Below are 17,539 nucleotides of genomic sequence, written 5' to 3' on the forward strand. Positions count from 1 at the left end.
AATTGTATACATCTATATCTTTACCAATAGTTTCTCTTTTATACATAAAATAAAGAAATTTATTTAACATGGCTGAATTTCAATTAAGGAAAGTGTTTTTGTATAAAAGTTGGTTAGTAGTTAGGTGGTTTGTTGGTTAGGGGTTAGTGGTTAGTCGGAAAGCTGAAAGTTGGAATGGTAACAAGCCATTTTTACAGATTATACGGTGACGTTACAACGTCATTATAGTTTTGTATGAAAAAAGGAGGGTGATTTTCAGAACGAGCCTCTAAAACTCGTTAGAGGTTTACAGCGAAGAGAAGGAAATCGCCCTCCTTTTACATTTTAGATTGTGACGGATATGCCGCCATGAAGGTTTTGTATGAAAAAGCCCCCGCCTTTTCCATATTAGATGGTGCAATTAAATGATCATGACGGTTTTATATGAAAAGAAGTGGTCATCCAAAATATATTCCCGTTTGTTCTTTTAACTCGTTTTCTGTATAGTACAAGTAGAATGAACTATTGAAAGGTGAATGAAATGGAAAATACTTTTTCTCAGTTGGAGCTTGCTCCTTACTTACAAACAGCATTACAAAAAATGAACATAACAGCACCTACCGAAATACAGAAAGATGCAATTCCGAAAATTTTACAAGGGGAGTCTGTCATAGGTAGATCAAAGACAGGTAGTGGCAAGACGTTAGCCTATCTCTTACCACTACTCACAAAGCTTGATGAAAATAATAAAGAACTTCAAGCGATGATCTTAGCTCCTACACACGAATTAGCGATGCAGATTTACCGTGTGTTAGAAGAGCTCACCACTGATACCAATATTAACATTGATGTTTTTATCGGTAGTGCAAATATTAAACGACAACTCGAAAAACTAAAGAAGCAAAAGCCTCAAGTCATTGTCGGTACACCTGGGCGTATACATGAATTAGCCCAACAAAAAAAATTAAAAGTCCATCAAAGTAAAATGGTCGTTGTCGATGAAGCAGATCGCATGCTTGGAGAAAAAGAAACGAGACAAGCTTTTATCGAACTTTCTAAACGATTTGATAAAGGAACAAATTATATGTTTTTCTCAGCAACGATCTCAAATGACTTAAAAGATGATATTGAGACGTTGATCAGGTCGAGCGTCACGTTCATTTCTAGTGATGAAAAAATCGAAACAGAGAAGGTTGATCACCTTTTTATTAAGTGTGAAGAACGCGAGCGGATTGATATTGCAAGGCGGCTTATTCATAGTTTGAAAATAAAAAGAGGGATTGTTTTTGTGAACCATTTAGATAAGGTTGTTGAGACGACAGAGAAACTTCGTTACAAAGGAATAAAGGCTGCCGCATTATCTAGTGATAATGATAAGCAACAAAGAGCTAAAGTTATGCAGCAAATTCAAAACGGTGAAATTGAAATTGTCGTCGCCTCAGACTTAGCGGCTCGCGGCTTAGACGTAGACGATGTTAGCCATATTATTAACGTACACCCTCCTGTTGATGCACAAGCTTATGTTCACCGTGCAGGCCGAACAGGAAGAATGGGTAAAACAGGCGAAGTAATTACACTTGTTACGCATAAACAAATGTTTATCATTGATAAATTTGAGAAGCATTTAAAGATTAAAATCAGTGAAAAACAATTAGCTTTTGGAAAACTTCGTTAAACGAAGGTAGCGCGAAAGGCTAATTTATATTATTATAAATAGTTGATAGGTTTGTCGATCGGAAAAAGGAGTTTTCAACTATGAAACGGAATAAAGTAAAAAAGAAAAAACTTAAAAAGTCACCTTTATTAGCAACACAAGAGCGGCTGAAACATTTTCAGACGAGTCAACCTTATAAATTTAGACAAGTGTTTGAGAATTACCAAAAAGGACTACAGCAATTAAATCAAGGTGACCTACAATCAGCTAAAAACAGCTTTGAGAAAGCGATATCTATTTTTGAAGATTATATTCCTGCACAAAACCATTTAGCGGTTATTCATGGGATTTTAAACAATTTTCAAGAAGGATTCCAAAAAGTGAGAAAAGTTTTAACGCTAGATGATAAAAATATTTTTGCCTTAACACAAGGAGCAATATTTCTTTATCGGCTTGAGCGTGAGAACGAAGCGAGAAATTATGCTAAAAAAGCTTTAAGTGCATTTAATGAACGTGAAGGTCATGATCCATACCATGATTATGACATGCTACAAAAGCTCGTAGAGATGTTCTCAGTTTTAAAGGAAGACGAGCTTCTTAGTGGACTTTATAAAGAAAAACATGCCCACTTTGCACCGATGTCTTTATATCGATCGGCATTGGCCCTAAGTAACGAAGGCTATATAGACGACGCTCAAAAGGCTTTTGAAAAAATAAAAGTGAACGAACCTATTAAAGAAAAAGGCGAGATTTTAAAAAATAATCTTCTTTTGTTCTCTGAAGAGAAACTACCAATCCCCCTTCTTTATGCAGAAGACGATTTAGGGTTTGAACAACTGATGATGGTTTCGTCTTTATATAATGGTAGTGAGCATGAAAAGCAAGCGGGAATAGAGTTTATAAGGAATCATCATAACCCTTGGTCATTACAATTAACAAGAGAGCTTTTAAAGTCTCAACGACTTGAAGATTGGTTGAAAAAGCAGCTTCTGTCTGTCCTCGCTGAGTGGGGTGAAGCAGACCAACCAGTGACAGTATGGATAGAGGGCAACTGGCAGCAAATATCACTAAAACCAGTTGAGCTTTCATTAAACGAGGAATTAAGTAGTATTTTTGCGGAAGGTAAAACGGATCTTGCTGAAGGGAAATCCGAAGAAGCTCTCCTAAAGTTTAATGTTGTTCGCAAAGATTCTCCTCAATTTTTACCAGTATACTTACAAATTGCTGAAGCATTTTTACAAACAAACGATTATAGTAAAGCAGAAACTGCACTTAACGAGGCTCTTGAAATTGCACCTTTAGCCACAGTTTTCTTAAGTTTTGGAAAATATTACAGTGCTGTTGGTGATATGGAAAAAGCAAAGCAAGCAGTAGATCGTTTTGATACACGTGAATTAGACGAAATCGCAGATGTATACGAAGCGATTTCATTAAAAATAAAAACATCATTACATGCTAGTGACAAAGAGCAGGCATTACAACAGTTGCAAATTGAAAAAAGTAAATTTGGACCTGTATTAAATGATTGGGAAGATCTCGAAAAAACGTTAATGGACACGATTGGTGTCGATGATGATACGAAAAAAGAGTCTTCTGATAAGAGTGCCGAAGAAGTGGAAAAAGGAGTACATCCTTCTAAAGAAGTGGTTGAGAGTGAAGAAGTTAATTCTGGCGACAATTCTCTTCAAGAAAATTTACAAACTTATACGAAGGACAAGCTAGTTGCTCTTGCGAAAAGTTGCAAAATTCGTGGGTATTCAAAATTAAATAAAAAAGATTTAATTGAGCTTATTGTTTCCCAATTAACGGAAAATGAAGCTTGGAAAAATTTATCCTCTTCAGAGGAGAATTTAGAAACGATTTCAGAAACAGAATTGACTCAACTTGTGACAAAAAAATTAGCTGAGTTATAGTAAAGAGGGTTGTCCCTAACACAAGGTGTCAGTCAACATTATGCGCTAAGTAAAGACGGAAACAATTAAGTACGTCTCTATTTAGTATTTGGCTTTTGTGAACTGATGCTTTTGGGACCCTCTTTTTTTCTGTGCGCGCTTACGCATTTTCTGAAATGTTTTAGACAAAAATAAAAGTGGTATATAAAAGTAAAACACTCTCTTTGTGTATTATGTCGATTTGTGCTATACTTAATAAGTTAAAAAATAGTTAGGAGTTGTTTTCATGTCAGTTCAAGTAGAAGTTGGAAGTGTAGTAGAAGGAAAAGTTACAGGTATTAAACCTTTTGGAGCGTTTGTAGCAATCGATGGAGAAAAACAAGGATTAGTTCACATTTCTCAAGTTGCTCATGGGTTTGTTAAAGATATTAACGAGCACCTTTCTGTTGGAGATCAAGTTAAAGTAAAGGTAATGTCAATCGATGAAGAATCAGGAAAAATTTCTTTATCTATTCGTGAAACAGTACCAGCGCCAGAAAAGCCAGCAAGACCGGCTCGTTCGGAAAAGCCAAGAAAAGTAGAAGCAAAACACCAAGAGAAGAGCCAAGGCTTCAACACTCTTGAAGAGAAACTTAAAGGTTGGTTAAAGCAATCAAACGAAATTCAAGCTGACCTAAACAAACGTATTAAAAAATAATGAAAAAAACGCAATCGCTCTATATAGACGGTTGCTTTTTTTTATGTAATCATTTCTGGCCCTCCAACGCTTATCGAAGCTAAGCGGTGTGCTTGCGCTTTTCTAATTGTCTAGCTCCAGCGCCTACGAGCTCGGTCACTTCAGTCCATTTCGGAAGCCAAAAGGCGGCTTCTGTCAAAGGCCTTCCAGTGCCTTTCGCTCGTGACCAAGGCGCTTGCGCTTTTCTAATTGTCTAGTTTCAGGCGCCATCGGCTCGACCACTTCAGACCTTCCCTCGCGGTCTAAACCCTGACCGCTACGGGCAGGTCTTCCACTGGTTTTCGCCGATAGGCGGGCGCCTTGCGCTTTTCTTGTAATATTGCCTCGGAAATGATAAAAGGCTGTCAGAAAATAAAGGATCGACAGAAAGAGCTTCTGTGAATTGAAAGTCTAAACCCTTTAATTTAATAACAGCCTTAAACTAATTTATAAAGGAGTGATATGAGCTAGCTAAAAAACAATTGGGAGTGCTCTAAAGCCCCCCCAACTGTTGTGAAAAACACGTTATCTTTCTGGTTGTGGGCTGCGCTCTAACTCTTCGTCAGGCTTGAAAAGGATAGAGATACAATATAAGCCAGCAAGACCGACTAACGCATAAATAAATCTTGAAAAACCAGCTGCTTGTCCACCAAAGATCGCAGCTACTAAATCGAAACGAAAGAACCCAATTAAGCCCCAGTTAACCGCTCCAATTATAGCTAAAACTAAAGCAAATCGTTGAATTCCGCTCATTCTTCTCACCTCCTTAAACGGGGGAATCATGCATTGTACAAGAAGCTTAACTGCTTCTACTGTTAGAATGAGAAAGAATGACGTTTATTATACATTTTGGCATTTAATTTAGAATTAAGAATGTATAATTTAGAATTTATAAATCAAAATTCATAATGTAGAATTAATAATTCCATTTTTGACTCGATTTTAGAATATGAAATGGTATTTTGCATTATGCTACAGTTTTTATAAAATAATAGTCTATCCGTTCGTATTACTTTACGTTAAAAATGAAAATCGTACATAATAAGAGGTAGAAAGGAAGGGATGGAATATGGATAATTTTATTTTTCAAAATCCTACAAAATTAATTTTTGGTAAAGGGCAAGTCGAACAATTGCAAAAAGAAGTACCGAAGTATGGAAACAAGATTTTAATAGTATACGGTGGAGGCAGCATCAAGCGTAATGGGCTATATGAAAGTGTGCTTTCTCAATTAAAAGCATGCGAAGTTGAAGTTTTTGAATTGGCAGGTGTAGAACCAAACCCACGACTGACGACCGTACATAAAGGTGTAGACATTTGTAAGCAAAATGATGTCGACTTTATTTTAGCAGTGGGCGGTGGAAGTGTAATTGACTGCACGAAGGCAATCGCTGCAGGTGCGAAATATGAAGGTGACGCATGGGATATTGTGACGAGAAAACATATTCCTAAAGAGGCAATCCCGTTTGGCACCGTATTAACATTAGCAGCAACTGGCTCTGAAATGAATGCTGGTTCTGTAATTACGAACTGGGAAACGAAAGAAAAATACGGCTGGGGAAGTCCACACGTTTTTCCGAAGTTCTCAATATTAGATCCAGTAAATACGTTCACTGTTCCGAAAAATCATACTGTATATGGTGTTGTTGATATGATGACGCATGTGCTTGAACAATATTTTCACCCGGCACAAAACACACCACTTCAAGAAAGAATGTGTGAGGCCGTCCTACTCACAGTGATTGAGGCCGCTCCAAAATTGATCGATGATCTGGAAAATTACGAGTTGCGTGAAACGGTTCTTTATTCAGGAACGATCGCTTTAAACGGATTTTTACAAATGGGGGCTGTTGGAGATTGGGCCTCACACAATATCGAGCATGCGATTTCAGCGGTATATGACATCCCGCATGCAGGTGGCTTAGCGATTATATATCCACAATGGCTACGTCATGTCGAAGAACCAGGACTACGTAAGCTTAATCAATTAGCGACTCGTGTTTGGGGTGTCGATCCAACAGGAAAAACAGAACAACAAATTGCTGAAAAAGGTATTGTGAAACTTGAACAGTTTTGGCAAAGCCTAGGTGCCCCTAGTCGTTTGAGTGATTATAATATCGATAACTCCAACATTGAATTAATGGCGGACAAAGCAATGGTTAAAGGCGAGTTCGGAAACTTTAAAAAATTGAATAAAGAAAATGTAATAGAGATTTTGACGAAGTCTTTATAAAAAAGTTAGAGCATCGGGGTGTTAGTTGACCCGATGCTCATTTTTATTAAAAATATTCAAATTGGTTACGCTTACATAAAAATGGAAACTTGATTTGTCCGTACCGTTTTTATAAAGTGAAAGAGGTGAGGTTTTTAGATATTTTAAATTAACACATACTATAATAAATTTCATAATTCATTATTTCCGTCACTAAGATGAATATATAGTTGCACCAAAACACTTTGCAACTATATATCGTTTATTGTGACTACTTTTTGGTAATTATGAAATTCACTCACTAGCATTATGTTAATTTTTAATCGACGATAAAAAATCGACTTTAGGAGGATTTTAACAATGGCTGAAAAATTAAGATTGGACTACTCAAAAGCATTAGATTTTATTCAAGAGCATGAAGTATCTTACTTACAAGATGCAGTAACAGCGGCTCACAATGCATTACATAACAAAACAGGTGCAGGAAATGACTATGTAGGTTGGGTTGATCTTCCTGAAAACTATGACAAAGAAGAATTTGCTCGCATTAAAAAATCAGCAGAAAAGATCAAGTCTGATTCTGACGTATTATTAGTTGTTGGAATTGGTGGTTCATATTTAGGTGCACGTGCTGCGATTGAAGCATTAAACCATACATTTTATAACGTATTATCAAAAGAAGACCGCAAAACTCCACAAGTAATTTTCGTAGGACATAACATTAGCTCTACATATGTACGTGACTTACTAGATCTACTTGAAGGAAAAGACGTTTCTGTTAACGTAATTTCAAAATCTGGAACTACGACAGAGCCAGCAATTGCTTTCCGTATTTTCCGTGATTATTTAGAGAAAAAATATGGGGTGGAAGAAGCACGCAAACGTATTTTTGCGACAACAGATAAAGAGCGCGGTGCTCTTAAAACGTTAGCTACAGAAGAAGGTTACGAGTCGTTTGTTGTCCCTGATGATGTAGGTGGACGTTTTTCAGTTTTAACAGCTGTAGGTTTACTACCAATTGCTGTAAGTGGTGTCGATATCGATGCAATGATGCAAGGTGCTCGTAATGCGATGACAGATTTAGAAAACCCAGATTTAACCGTGAATCATTCTTATCAATATGCCGCAGTTCGTAACGCGCTATATAACAAAGGAAAAACGATTGAATTAATGGTCAACTACGAGCCAGCACTTCACTTCGTTTCTGAATGGTGGAAACAGCTTTACGGTGAGAGTGAAGGAAAAGATCAAAAAGGAATTTTCCCTGCTGCTGTAGACTTCTCAACTGATCTACATTCAATGGGACAATACGTACAAGACGGGCGTCGCGATCTTTTTGAAACGATCCTTCACGTAGAAAAAGTGGAAAAAGAAATTCTGATTGAAGAAGCAGCGAGTGACCTAGATGGTTTAAACTATTTAGCAGGCCAGACGATGGATTTCGTTAATAAAAAGGCATTCGAAGGAACAATGCTTGCTCATACAGACGGTGGAGTTCCCAACTTAATCTTATCAATCCCTGAATTAACACCGTATCACTTCGGTTACATGGTTTATTTCTTCGAAAAAGCATGCGCTATTAGTGGCTACTTACTAGGAGTGAATCCGTTCGACCAACCTGGAGTTGAAGCATACAAGAAAAACATGTTTGCTTTACTTGGTAAGCCAGGATTTGAAGAAGAAAAGGCGAAGTTGGAAGCACGTTTAAATAAATAAGTTTGGAAAATCAGCTCGGAATAAGGGCTGGTTTTTTCGACCTAGTATTTTAACGGACATACGAGGACCTTAAAAATTTATGTGACATCAGAGCCCTTATTTTCGTAAATAAGCAAGTTTTTCTAACTTTGCGGACATGAGAGCCTTTATTTACTGAAATAAGTATAAATTTCAGCAAAATGGAGGGCAATAAGGGCCCTCGTGTCCGATAATTCTTTAAAAACAAGGAAAATCACAAAATAAGGCCTCTCATGTCCGCAACTTTTGCTACAGCCTAAGTCGAGAAAAATCGTATGATACTTTTACATTTTTACATGCCAAAAGGACAACCTATAATTAGCAAAGTTGTCACTAGGAGGAGTAAAAATGATCGAAGTTCCGTCGCAAATAGAAAATCAGCAATACAAGTTAATTGACTTAGAAAAAAAATTAAAGCCGCTAGGATATGACATCGGTGGAAACTGGGATTATGATCACGGCTATTTTGATTACAAAATGGACGATGAAGTGAGTTACTTATTTTTACGTGTACCGTTTAGTGCTGTCAAAGGGATGTTAGACCAACGAGGCGTCGTTGTACAGCTCGGTCGCCCGTTTTTACTTTCCCATAAATATAATAAAGGGTTAGATGATGAGGCGATAGATCCAAACCCTTGGGTCAATCAATTTCAGGCGCCTGTCGATAGCGATGCTCAGTTTCCTCAGCAATGGATTTTAACAGGACAAGACCTTGTCAAAGAGTTAGAGGCAGTACTGCAAGATTAAAGCAAAGAAAGTGAGGATGACTCAAGGACATTCGAAACTTCAGTATATAGAAAGAGAGAATTTCTCTTTAAGGGCCGAAGTAATTCGAAGTGTGAGTCAACTTTTTTAATGAGGGTGGGACAAAACAAAGTGTCAGACACCGTTAGACACCGAATATAGACATATGATAAATCTTTACGTCTATATTTAGTAGGATCCGCGTGGTGTCAGACACTTTTGTCCCACCCTCTTTTTTCGTTTGGAGAAATCAAAATTACTCGAAATAAATTAATCAAAAAAAGTTGATAAATAACATTGTTAAAATTTTCTTGTTGTATTATAATTAAATTAGATCAAAAAAAGTTGATTTAATATGTGTTATTAATCAAAAAAAATTGATAAATTGATGAGGAGGAATTGAAAATGCTTCATAACCACTATTTTTTGAAGACTGAAATTGAATATCGTCAACATATGATTGCCAAACAAATGAAGGAGAGTTCATCTACTAAACAAAAAATGGGGCTAAGTTTTATAAAAGCTATTAAAGGGTTATTTGTAAAACAAAAGCCTTGTTGTAAAAACATATGTTGTTCATATTAGGACGGAGGTGATATAAGCATGAAAGAAATAAAACTTTTCTCCACGGAAAGTTCGATTGATTTTAAAGCATATGAACTGAAATTCAAAGCATTAGCAGATGAAAAGCGTCTCGAAATTATGCATGAACTGTGTATGAGAGACCGAATATGTGTCTGTGACTTATGTGACATTTTTGATATGAAGCAATCTAAACTTTCTTATCATTTGAAAATATTACTAGACGCCGGTTTTATTATGAAAGAAACTGAAGGTACATGGAGTTATTACAAGTTAAACGATACAGAAGTTAACAAAATATTATCCCCGCAACTATGCTGTATTTTTAGTAGAAATTAGAAGGAAGAAGTGGCTGTCCTAAATGAAAGTGTCAGCCACTTTCGAGACAGCCACTTTTTACCGTTTAATCACAATGAACTGGTCTCTTTCATTAAGAATAAAAGACCTAGGCGGGTGTAGTGTGACTTGGTCTCTTCTTTTAATTCCGATGATTAGCTTATCCTGATGTTCATAATCAAGTCTACATTGTTGAAAAGGTTGACCGAAATATCTACTTGGGACATCATCGTATAAAAGCATATGGTCTTTTTCGTGTTCCAGTAATTCGTGAATAACAGAGCTGATCCCATGATACAACGTACTATTAACCATCGCTAAACTCGTTAAAAGAGATGTCTCGATAATTTCATCAGCGCCCGCTCGCTCGCAATTGTTTTTTTGTTCAGGCGTTAAAATTTCTACAACGGTATATAGGTTAGGGTTCAGTCCCTTTAAGGCAAGTAAAGTAATAATACTTTTCGCATCGGATTCCGCCTCTTGCCCGTGTAAATTTGCGGTGATTACAGCTGTATGAGCTTTTTCGATATTCGCGCGATGAAGTGTATCATCTTGTAGCGGATTGCCACGTATAAAATGCATTTGATGATTTTTTAACGGACATTGTTTCAACGTTTGATCGATTAAAACGATTTCAAGCAGTGGATTTAGTTTTTGTAAATGTATAATCATATTTTTCGATCGTTCATTCCAACCGATTATGATGAAATGACCGTCTTTTTTAAATTCAAGTTCCCCATGTTTTAAGGCGTTTCGGGTTGTAATTGTTGAAGAGGCTAACGTTGTTACAAAAAAAGAAACGACGCCAATGCCAAACATGATAACTATAAAAGCAAGCAGTCGTCCGACCGTTGATGCAGGAGCATAATCCCCATAGCCAACCGTCGATGCTGTTACAATTGCCCACCAAATTCCTTCAAAAATACTAGGAAAAGTTTCAGGCTCAATAAAATGGATCGCAATCCCTGCTGTAATAATAAGTACGATAACCATTAAAAATAAACGAACAATCACTGGAAAACGGGCGTACGTATGCGCTACAGCTGAAAAGTTCATAATTCCTACCCCCGAAAAAAATTGGTGTGTTGTTTAGTATGTCCTATTGTGTAGGGAAAATTAGGATTTATTATCGTTTCTCGTTCCCGAAACTGAACAAGTAGGGTGAAAAGGTAACACGAGAAGATGTCGTACACCTGAACCTGTTACAAGTAGGAGAAAAAGTCACGCGAGCTCGAAATGTTGTTAGTCGTAGAAACATGCAAAAACTTTGATGCCGGAATATTTCCCCCTACTAATATTCATTTGAATTTTTTTGCATTTTACATCTACCGAAAAACATATTAAGATAGTAGAAGCAAAAGCAAGTAGGGGAGCGGATTATATTTTGGTACAAGTCATCGTTTTTATTTTTACGATATTTATCGGTTGGTTTATGTTTGACTTAGTTAAGCATAAAAAGATTATAAAAGAAAATGTGTTAACGGCATTAATAGCAGCGATTGTGGCAGGGGCTGCCTATTACGTTTTGTTTGTCTTATTTTAAAATCAAATAAAATTTTTACGATAAATGAAAATGGCAATAAAAATCCTGTTGATATTTTTGCCTATTTTGTCTATAATCGTTTTAAGTTTAAAAAATGTGGGGGCTTAGCTCAGCTGGGAGAGCGTTTGGCTGGCAGCCAAAAGGTCAGCGGTTCGATCCCGCTAGTCTCCACCATACATAAACGTACTAACGACGCGGTTTTTCATCTAAATGAGGCACCGTGTCGTTTTTCATTTGCGGAGAGTTGTTCACAATTGTTCACAACGTCCAACAACATTGACCAAAGGTTCCTAATGCTTAGGCCTTCTTTTTTCGGGCATTGTACGCGTTCTCGCCCTTCACCGCTGCCTCCTCCTGAATATCTGGGGTGACGTGGGAATAAATTTCTTGAGCGGTTCTTAAATCAGCATGACCGAAACGCTCCTGCACGACTCTTGGCTGAATCCCTTCTTTTAAGAGGTTGGTCGCGTGGGAATGCCGCAAATTATGTAGCGGTATACGTGTAAGACCGGCCTTTTCGGTTAACGAATAAAATTCTCGTAATTTGTTTCTTGGGGTTTTAAACCCGCCAAAGGAATTGGGAAACACAAGGTCTAGGTCTTGGTAGCCATCTCCTAACTCTCTCTTTCTTGCTTCCAGCTTTTCTTTTTGCTTCGTTAACGCTTCCACCACCAAGTCGCCGATGGAAATCGTTCGATTGGAACTTTTGGTTTTGGGCTCCTTTAAGTGAAGTTTTTTGGTTTTGGTGTATGCCAACGTTTGATGAATGTGAATTTTTTTCTTCTCAAGGTCCACACTTTTCCACTGAAGCCCGAGCAGTTCCCCTCGTCTTCCCCCTGTAAAATAAGAAGTAGTGTAGAACTCCTCATCCCCATACGCTTTAGCTACTTCTAGGAATTGATCCCATTGGTCGTAGTCCCATATTTCAGCTTTTTTAGGAACGAGGGAGGGGGGCGTAGCGGATAAGGCTGGGTTCGATTGTAGCAATCCCCATTTAACGGCTTGATCTAGTGATTTTTTCATGAGAATATGCAATTCCTTGATGGTTTTGGGAGAATAATCATCATCAATTTTATCACTATAAAAAAAATCGAGCTCCATCGTGGTAATTTCACTTAGTTTCCGATAACCAAATCTTGGGATCAGGTGTTTTCTTGCCAAACAGTCACGGGTTTCAGCGGTCGTTTCTGCGACCGTCTTTTTATGCATGGTGTCAAACCATCGTTTGAAATACTCACCAAATGTCTCTTTTGTTTCTACTTTGTAGATGCCGTTGTTGAGCTTATAGTTCACCTCAATTAAAAATTGTTCTGCCTCTTTTTCAGTCTTAAAGGTGGCAGTCTTTTGGATTCGTCTACCAGTATGAGGGTGACGACCGGCATCATATTTTACTTGAAAGGAGTTTCCTCTTGGTTTTATAGAGCCTTTTAACGATTTTAACATGTTGCTTACCTCCATTTTTTGGTTTGGTAAGCATGTGGTCATTAGAAGTATAACCACATGCCCGTTGGATTAACCTGCTTGTTGAGAACGCTTGTCTAGCCAGGCGAAAAAGGCATCCCTTTTCACCCGTTTGATGTTTCCGATTCCACTGATGATTGGGAAGTCGCGTTGTCGCATCAGCTCGTAAACGGTGGGCTTGGATATTTGCAAGATTTCAGCAATGTCAGATGCCGTAAGGACAATCGGGTAATCTTCATTTAACGTTTTTACACTCATTTTGGTTGCTCCTTTCAAATAAAAAAGTACCGCAAGACCATTTAGAGAGACTTGTCCCTAAATCGATCTCGCGGTACTTCCGCTATTTTAATATGTAGTTGTTGTATTACTTCTTGTTTCCATCATAGCTTACTGAGATTGGGGTGGCGAGTGAAAGTACATTCAAAAATACTAAATTTTTCTTTTTCTTTGTTTGATCAAGTCAGGTGCTTGTTCCACTTTTTCCTTTTTATAAGTCATTTGGTGATTGGATTTATGGAACAAAAAATTATTTATTTGGCCATATTTTAAACTCCTTTCTTATGTGCACCATAAAACCTCTAATAAAACAAAGGGTGGTTAGGTTACAGATTCATTGCCCAATATTTTGGGTGCATTAAAAATGAAAATTTATTGCGTTATCCTAAGTATAAGTAGTCATTCGTTAGACGGCTATTGTAAGTACACATAAAAACAAAAAAATATTATATTTTTGGTACAGTTTCAGATGTCTAACAGGGAGTACCTAAATATAACATCTTTCCTATAGAAAGAACCTTACTATCGTAATAAAGCAGTCTACCAATGATCAAGGTCCTATTCATTGTATTTAAATATAACAACAAATAAATAAATACGTATAAATGTTGTGATTTGTGTGAAAAATGGTTTGCTAGAGGTGATATTTACTATGGAAAACCATTCAATAGAAGACATTCATGCCATCTTCGATGTACCAGATGAAACCGTTTTACATCCTGAAGAGATCGCGGATTTGTTAAACATGCATGTAGAAAGTGTAAGAAGGTGGTGTCGAAATGGAAAACTGCCATCTTATTCATTTGGTGGAAAATATATCGTTGTAGGTGAGGATTTTAAGGCGTTTATGAAAAAAGCAAAAGTGACACCCTATTGGGATCGAGTGTAATGGGAAAAGAATATGCCGTTTTGTCCTTTTTTAAGCAAAAAAAAATCGACTATCTTTTTTTACCTGAAAAAAATCAAGTGGTGATTCCATGTCCGCATTGTGGGAAGCCGATCAACATGTGCACAGATACAACGGAATGGGACTGTCATCGTTGTGAAACCAATGGTAATTTAATTAATTTTATTAAGGGTGTTCAAAAAGGGGAAATAAAGTCTAAAATATACAATCCCAAACGTGAAAGAAAAGAACTCTTACAGATGATTCATAAGTTGCGAACGGAAACTAACAGGGAGCAAATTGACAAAATGAAAGAAAAATTGGATAGGTTAATTAATTATTATAAGAAAGAAGGCTAACCAATCTATTAAAATTGGTTAGCCTTCTTAACTAGGTCTTTCCGATACCATTGGTAGACAAATTCTTTTAAATCCTCCCCTAAAACACGAAATTGTCCAATAGGAGCGACAATTCGAAGTTTGTTTTGGCGACACCATCTTCTGACAGTCTCCCCACTAACATCTAGCAATTCACTAATATCCTGGGTCGTTAAAATCATGTCATCATCAATCATTTCAAAAATCCGTGGGATAGGCCCTGGGAATTGACCTGAATTCTCAAACTCTTTCCAGGTAGAATATCTTATGAAATCTACGTAATCTTTTGTCATTTTGTTTCCCCCTATATTAAATTGTGTATCTTCGAATTTCTTTTTTTATCTGGTTTCTCTCAATCATCCATTGTCGAGCCGTCATTCCTTTAGGTTTAACTCTAAGATCATGGAGTTGGTTCTCTAACTTTGATACGACTTCAGTAAGATTGTTTTCGGCAATGGTTGCAGTAGCTGTTTTTTCTTCTGGTAGCTTAGTTGTTGTATCATCTTTTGTAGATGTTACTAGTGGTTTTTTATAGCCATATTTTAATTCCCACTTCTCAAGTTCTTTAAGATTCCAAGGGAAGTTAATTGTATGTTCTAATACTCTATAATAATCATCTTCTGAAATCTCTTGTGTATAATGCTTTTCCGCAATAGTTTGATTTGGTTTGTGCCTCATTTGGTAATTTGCCGCCATCTCTTGGACTTTTCCATTAAGATCTTCAGGTAGAAGAGTAACTTTTGGTCCCATGATTAGGTTATTCATACTACGTCTACCTGCTTTTAATTCAAAGTCTCTTCTTTGTTCAATCGAAAGGAAATCAAGATGTGGTTTCATTTTATTCATGATCTTCCACATGAAATTTTTTTTATACGGTCTTTCTATATTTGAAACGTCCGGTCGAAAAAGGTAACCTTTTCCCTTTGGTACATTCTTTCCTTGGTTCAAATATAAATGTGTCAAATATTTATTTAGTTGTTTAACGGTTTCATACGGTACAGGGGTTTTATATAAAGCATGAGAAGGGCTCATACCCCTTTTGCTTGCCTGAGCAGGAAGGTCTAAAATGCCCCATCCTCTATAATTTAGTTCTATTAACCCCTCTGCATTTAATTGAAAGTGCTCAATCCTAATGTTGATTATTTCTTCTGGACGAATACCAGTCGTGCAGGTTAATTGCCAAGCACTAGCATCACGTATTGGGTTAAATGCTTTTATATTTTTTAAAAGCATATTATAAATAATAATCATTTCTTCTCTTGTTAAAAACGATTTCACTTTTTTATTGAGTATAATATCATTTGGATATTCGCTTTCATTGGTAGGAAACTGCTCTAAAAAAGCCATAACATTCTTTTTTGTTCTTCTAAATTCTCGGAACTTATCATTATCTTCATCGGCTTTTTTATCAAGTTTTCCTAAAATCCAATAGTAAAATGGTTTGATTTTTTTGTAGGTACTATGAAGTGTTGTAGGTGACCTTTCCTTAGAAATAAAGAAGTAATCTTCTTCCTCTATATTAATCGGATCGAACACATCTGGATTAAATTGCTTTCTTTCCTCTGGGGTTAGTTGATTAAAATCACTTTTGGAACTTTTAATAGAACATCTGCCGCAAATTATCCTGAAAAATAGACAACTAATTTCACTTTTTAAGATTTTTAAAGTCTTTTCCTTGTTAGAAATGTATTTCTTGGCTTTAAACCCATCAAATGAGACGACACCATTATTATCACGAAAAGTCAAATAATTATTGATTATCTCTTTTTGATTGTTATTGAGATAATCAAAACAGGAATTCTTATTCATTAAAGCTCACCTCATCAAATTATTATTTTAAGTAAAGACGCTCACACACAAAACACACATTAGGCATAAAACAAAACCAATATTATAACTTTCCTTAGCAGGGAAAGGGCATATTCTGTAGTGCTTTGTGTATTTTCTGTATTTGTACGGAAATATAAAACAAAAAAAGCACGCAAAAAATCTCATAGAGATATTTTTGCGTGCTTCGCAATTAGTGTTTTTATATTTGTTATTATAATTGTAACCAATTTATTTAGAGAATTCAATTAAAAGGGACAAAAAAATTTTACTTAGTATAACTCTTTACATCTTTGCTACGTTATTAAATTACATGCTGTACTAGACTAGAAGTATTTGTTGGTTTGATGACGGTATAACTTACTATTTACTGATAATCATCACACGATTTTTTGTAGTATTCAGTTTCTTATTGGATTTTTTGAGTTGCCAGTTCCTTCTATATTTAATAAGTGGAACGGGTTGTCTTTACTTTTCACCAGCTTTACTAATTTTTTTAGATAACGAAATTTATTAGAAGCCCTGCTCCTAAATGTGAATTGTATCCTAACTTATATTCACTAATAAAAGCCTGTCAAATCACTTTTTAGGCAATAATTTCGAACTAAAACTAAAAAGTCCTCCTGCTTATAAGTTGAATATACGATTTACAGAAAGAGGGAAATGTCCAGATTGTGATGCAGAATGGGAAGTAAATTCAAAAGTTTAAGTAAACATATCTTTGCTGCTCAGTAGACGCATACTGTTCAATAGATGAGTGCACGATTGCGGAAGACCAAAAGCCTAATACCCCTCAGTAAACATAAGGGGTATTAGGCTTTTTTTCACTTTATTTATATTATTAATTTTGTTGTTGACAATGATTTAATAATTGTTCTATTTAATACATATACATATACATATATGTTAAAAATAACATATGTATATGTATTGTTTTATTAATTGCAATTGACTTTAAAATAAACAACAATATGTTAAGATTGCACCTGATCGACCGGAAAAACAGGGTTAGTAATCTATTGATAAGGTGGGTTATAGATACTTAGAATGCTAGCTCTATTGTATAGTAGAATGGAATTATTTTCATCCTTTATAGGATTAGGGGGAAGATAAGGTCATTTCGCGTGCAAGTGTGCATTTAAACAGATGTCGGATTTGCTGATGTCAATTGTTATTAAGCGTTATAAAAATATATTAAACATTATTAAATATTATTGAGTGTTATCGGATAATTATTCGATATATAAATTTTGACTTTTGCGGAAGTATAGTAACAATATGGAATTATTTTTTATGTATATATACCTAGTTTTGAGATACT

At 36.1% G+C, this 17,539-nt stretch carries 17 protein-coding genes and 1 tRNA gene; 12 read left to right on the plus strand and 6 right to left on the minus strand.

The genetic code is table 11. The annotated features are described in order from the left end of the window. Positions 1–520: 520 nt before the first annotated feature. The 3 genes from BKP35_RS08430 (at position 521) to yugI (ending at position 4,222) form a co-directional block, all read left to right on the plus strand. The gene (locus BKP35_RS08430) at positions 521–1,654 is read left to right on the plus strand and encodes a DEAD/DEAH box helicase (protein ID WP_071312907.1); all 1,134 of its coding nucleotides are present in this window, start codon (positions 521–523) and stop codon (positions 1,652–1,654) included. An 80-nt stretch (positions 1,655–1,734) separates the two neighbouring features. Then, positions 1,735–3,546 (plus strand): tetratricopeptide repeat protein, encoded by a 1,812-nt coding sequence (locus BKP35_RS08435; RefSeq protein ID WP_071312908.1) that lies wholly within the window; start codon positions 1,735–1,737, stop codon positions 3,544–3,546. Between the two features lie 265 nt (positions 3,547–3,811). Next, the gene (gene yugI / locus BKP35_RS08440; RefSeq protein WP_071312909.1) at positions 3,812–4,222 is read left to right on the plus strand and encodes a S1 domain-containing post-transcriptional regulator GSP13; all 411 of its coding nucleotides are present in this window, start codon (positions 3,812–3,814) and stop codon (positions 4,220–4,222) included. A gap of 543 nt (positions 4,223–4,765) precedes the next feature. On the opposite strand, the gene BKP35_RS08445 is transcribed toward yugI, so the two are convergent. Next, entirely contained in the window at positions 4,766–4,993 is a 228-nt protein-coding gene (locus BKP35_RS08445) for a DUF378 domain-containing protein (RefSeq protein WP_071312910.1), read from the minus strand. A gap of 316 nt (positions 4,994–5,309) precedes the next feature. On the opposite strand from BKP35_RS08445, the gene BKP35_RS08450 reads away from it, so the two are divergent. The 5 genes from BKP35_RS08450 (at position 5,310) to BKP35_RS08470 (ending at position 9,851) form a co-directional block, all read left to right on the plus strand. Further along, the gene (locus BKP35_RS08450) at positions 5,310–6,473 is read left to right on the plus strand and encodes an iron-containing alcohol dehydrogenase (RefSeq protein ID WP_071312911.1); all 1,164 of its coding nucleotides are present in this window, start codon (positions 5,310–5,312) and stop codon (positions 6,471–6,473) included. 339 nt (positions 6,474–6,812) lie between these two features. Next, on the plus strand, positions 6,813–8,168 hold the full coding sequence (locus BKP35_RS08455) for a glucose-6-phosphate isomerase (RefSeq protein WP_071312912.1): 1,356 nt from the start codon (positions 6,813–6,815) through the stop codon (positions 8,166–8,168). A 366-nt stretch (positions 8,169–8,534) separates the two neighbouring features. Beyond that, entirely contained in the window at positions 8,535–8,933 is a 399-nt protein-coding gene (locus BKP35_RS08460; RefSeq protein WP_071312913.1) for a YugN-like family protein, read from the plus strand. A 402-nt stretch (positions 8,934–9,335) separates the two neighbouring features. After that, a complete protein-coding gene (locus tag BKP35_RS19470; RefSeq protein WP_071312914.1) occupies positions 9,336–9,515 on the plus strand; it encodes a hypothetical protein in 180 nt (59 codons plus the stop codon). A gap of 18 nt (positions 9,516–9,533) precedes the next feature. Continuing rightward, positions 9,534–9,851 (plus strand): ArsR/SmtB family transcription factor, encoded by a 318-nt coding sequence (locus BKP35_RS08470; RefSeq protein WP_071312915.1) that lies wholly within the window; start codon positions 9,534–9,536, stop codon positions 9,849–9,851. 57 nt (positions 9,852–9,908) lie between these two features. Here the strand turns inward: BKP35_RS08470 and BKP35_RS08475 are convergent, their stop codons facing one another. Beyond that, a complete protein-coding gene (locus tag BKP35_RS08475; RefSeq protein WP_071312916.1) occupies positions 9,909–10,904 on the minus strand; it encodes a potassium channel family protein in 996 nt (331 codons plus the stop codon). Between the two features lie 256 nt (positions 10,905–11,160). Between BKP35_RS08475 and BKP35_RS19475 the strand changes: the two genes are divergently transcribed. Together BKP35_RS19475 and BKP35_RS08480 are read left to right on the plus strand one after the other, a co-directional pair. Beyond that, complete coding sequence (locus BKP35_RS19475; RefSeq protein WP_169819173.1) at positions 11,161–11,391, plus strand: hypothetical protein; 231 nt, start codon at positions 11,161–11,163, stop codon at positions 11,389–11,391. Between the two features lie 98 nt (positions 11,392–11,489). Next, positions 11,490–11,565 (plus strand) — tRNA-Ala (locus BKP35_RS08480). Between the two features lie 123 nt (positions 11,566–11,688). Here the strand turns inward: BKP35_RS08480 and BKP35_RS08485 are convergent. Beyond that, the gene (locus BKP35_RS08485) at positions 11,689–12,834 is read right to left on the minus strand and encodes a tyrosine-type recombinase/integrase (protein WP_071312917.1); all 1,146 of its coding nucleotides are present in this window, start codon (positions 12,832–12,834) and stop codon (positions 11,689–11,691) included. A gap of 69 nt (positions 12,835–12,903) precedes the next feature. Beyond that, entirely contained in the window at positions 12,904–13,110 is a 207-nt protein-coding gene (locus tag BKP35_RS08490) for a helix-turn-helix domain-containing protein (RefSeq protein ID WP_071312918.1), read from the minus strand. A 670-nt stretch (positions 13,111–13,780) separates the two neighbouring features. On the opposite strand from BKP35_RS08490, the gene BKP35_RS08495 reads away from it, so the two are divergent. Then, positions 13,781–14,017: a helix-turn-helix domain-containing protein gene (locus tag BKP35_RS08495; RefSeq protein WP_071312919.1), complete on the plus strand. Its 237-nt coding sequence runs from the start codon at positions 13,781–13,783 to the stop codon at positions 14,015–14,017. Further along, positions 14,017–14,373 carry a hypothetical protein gene (locus BKP35_RS08500; RefSeq protein ID WP_071312920.1) on the plus strand — a complete coding sequence of 119 codons (357 nt, stop codon included), beginning with the start codon at positions 14,017–14,019 and terminating at the stop codon, positions 14,371–14,373. The genes BKP35_RS08495 and BKP35_RS08500 overlap by 1 nt, the downstream gene beginning before the upstream one ends. 8 nt (positions 14,374–14,381) lie before the next feature. Here the strand turns inward: BKP35_RS08500 and BKP35_RS08505 are convergent, their stop codons facing one another. After that, positions 14,382–14,684, minus strand: a complete 303-nt coding sequence (locus BKP35_RS08505; RefSeq protein ID WP_071312921.1) for a helix-turn-helix domain-containing protein — start codon at positions 14,682–14,684, stop codon at positions 14,382–14,384. Between the two features lie 16 nt (positions 14,685–14,700). Continuing rightward, on the minus strand, positions 14,701–16,200 hold the full coding sequence (locus tag BKP35_RS08510) for a hypothetical protein (RefSeq protein ID WP_071312922.1): 1,500 nt from the start codon (positions 16,198–16,200) through the stop codon (positions 14,701–14,703). Positions 16,201–17,539: the final 1,339 nt, after the last annotated feature.

The organism is Anaerobacillus arseniciselenatis (assembly GCF_001865995.1).
GTDB lineage: Bacteria > Bacillota > Bacilli > Bacillales > Anaerobacillaceae > Anaerobacillus > Anaerobacillus arseniciselenatis.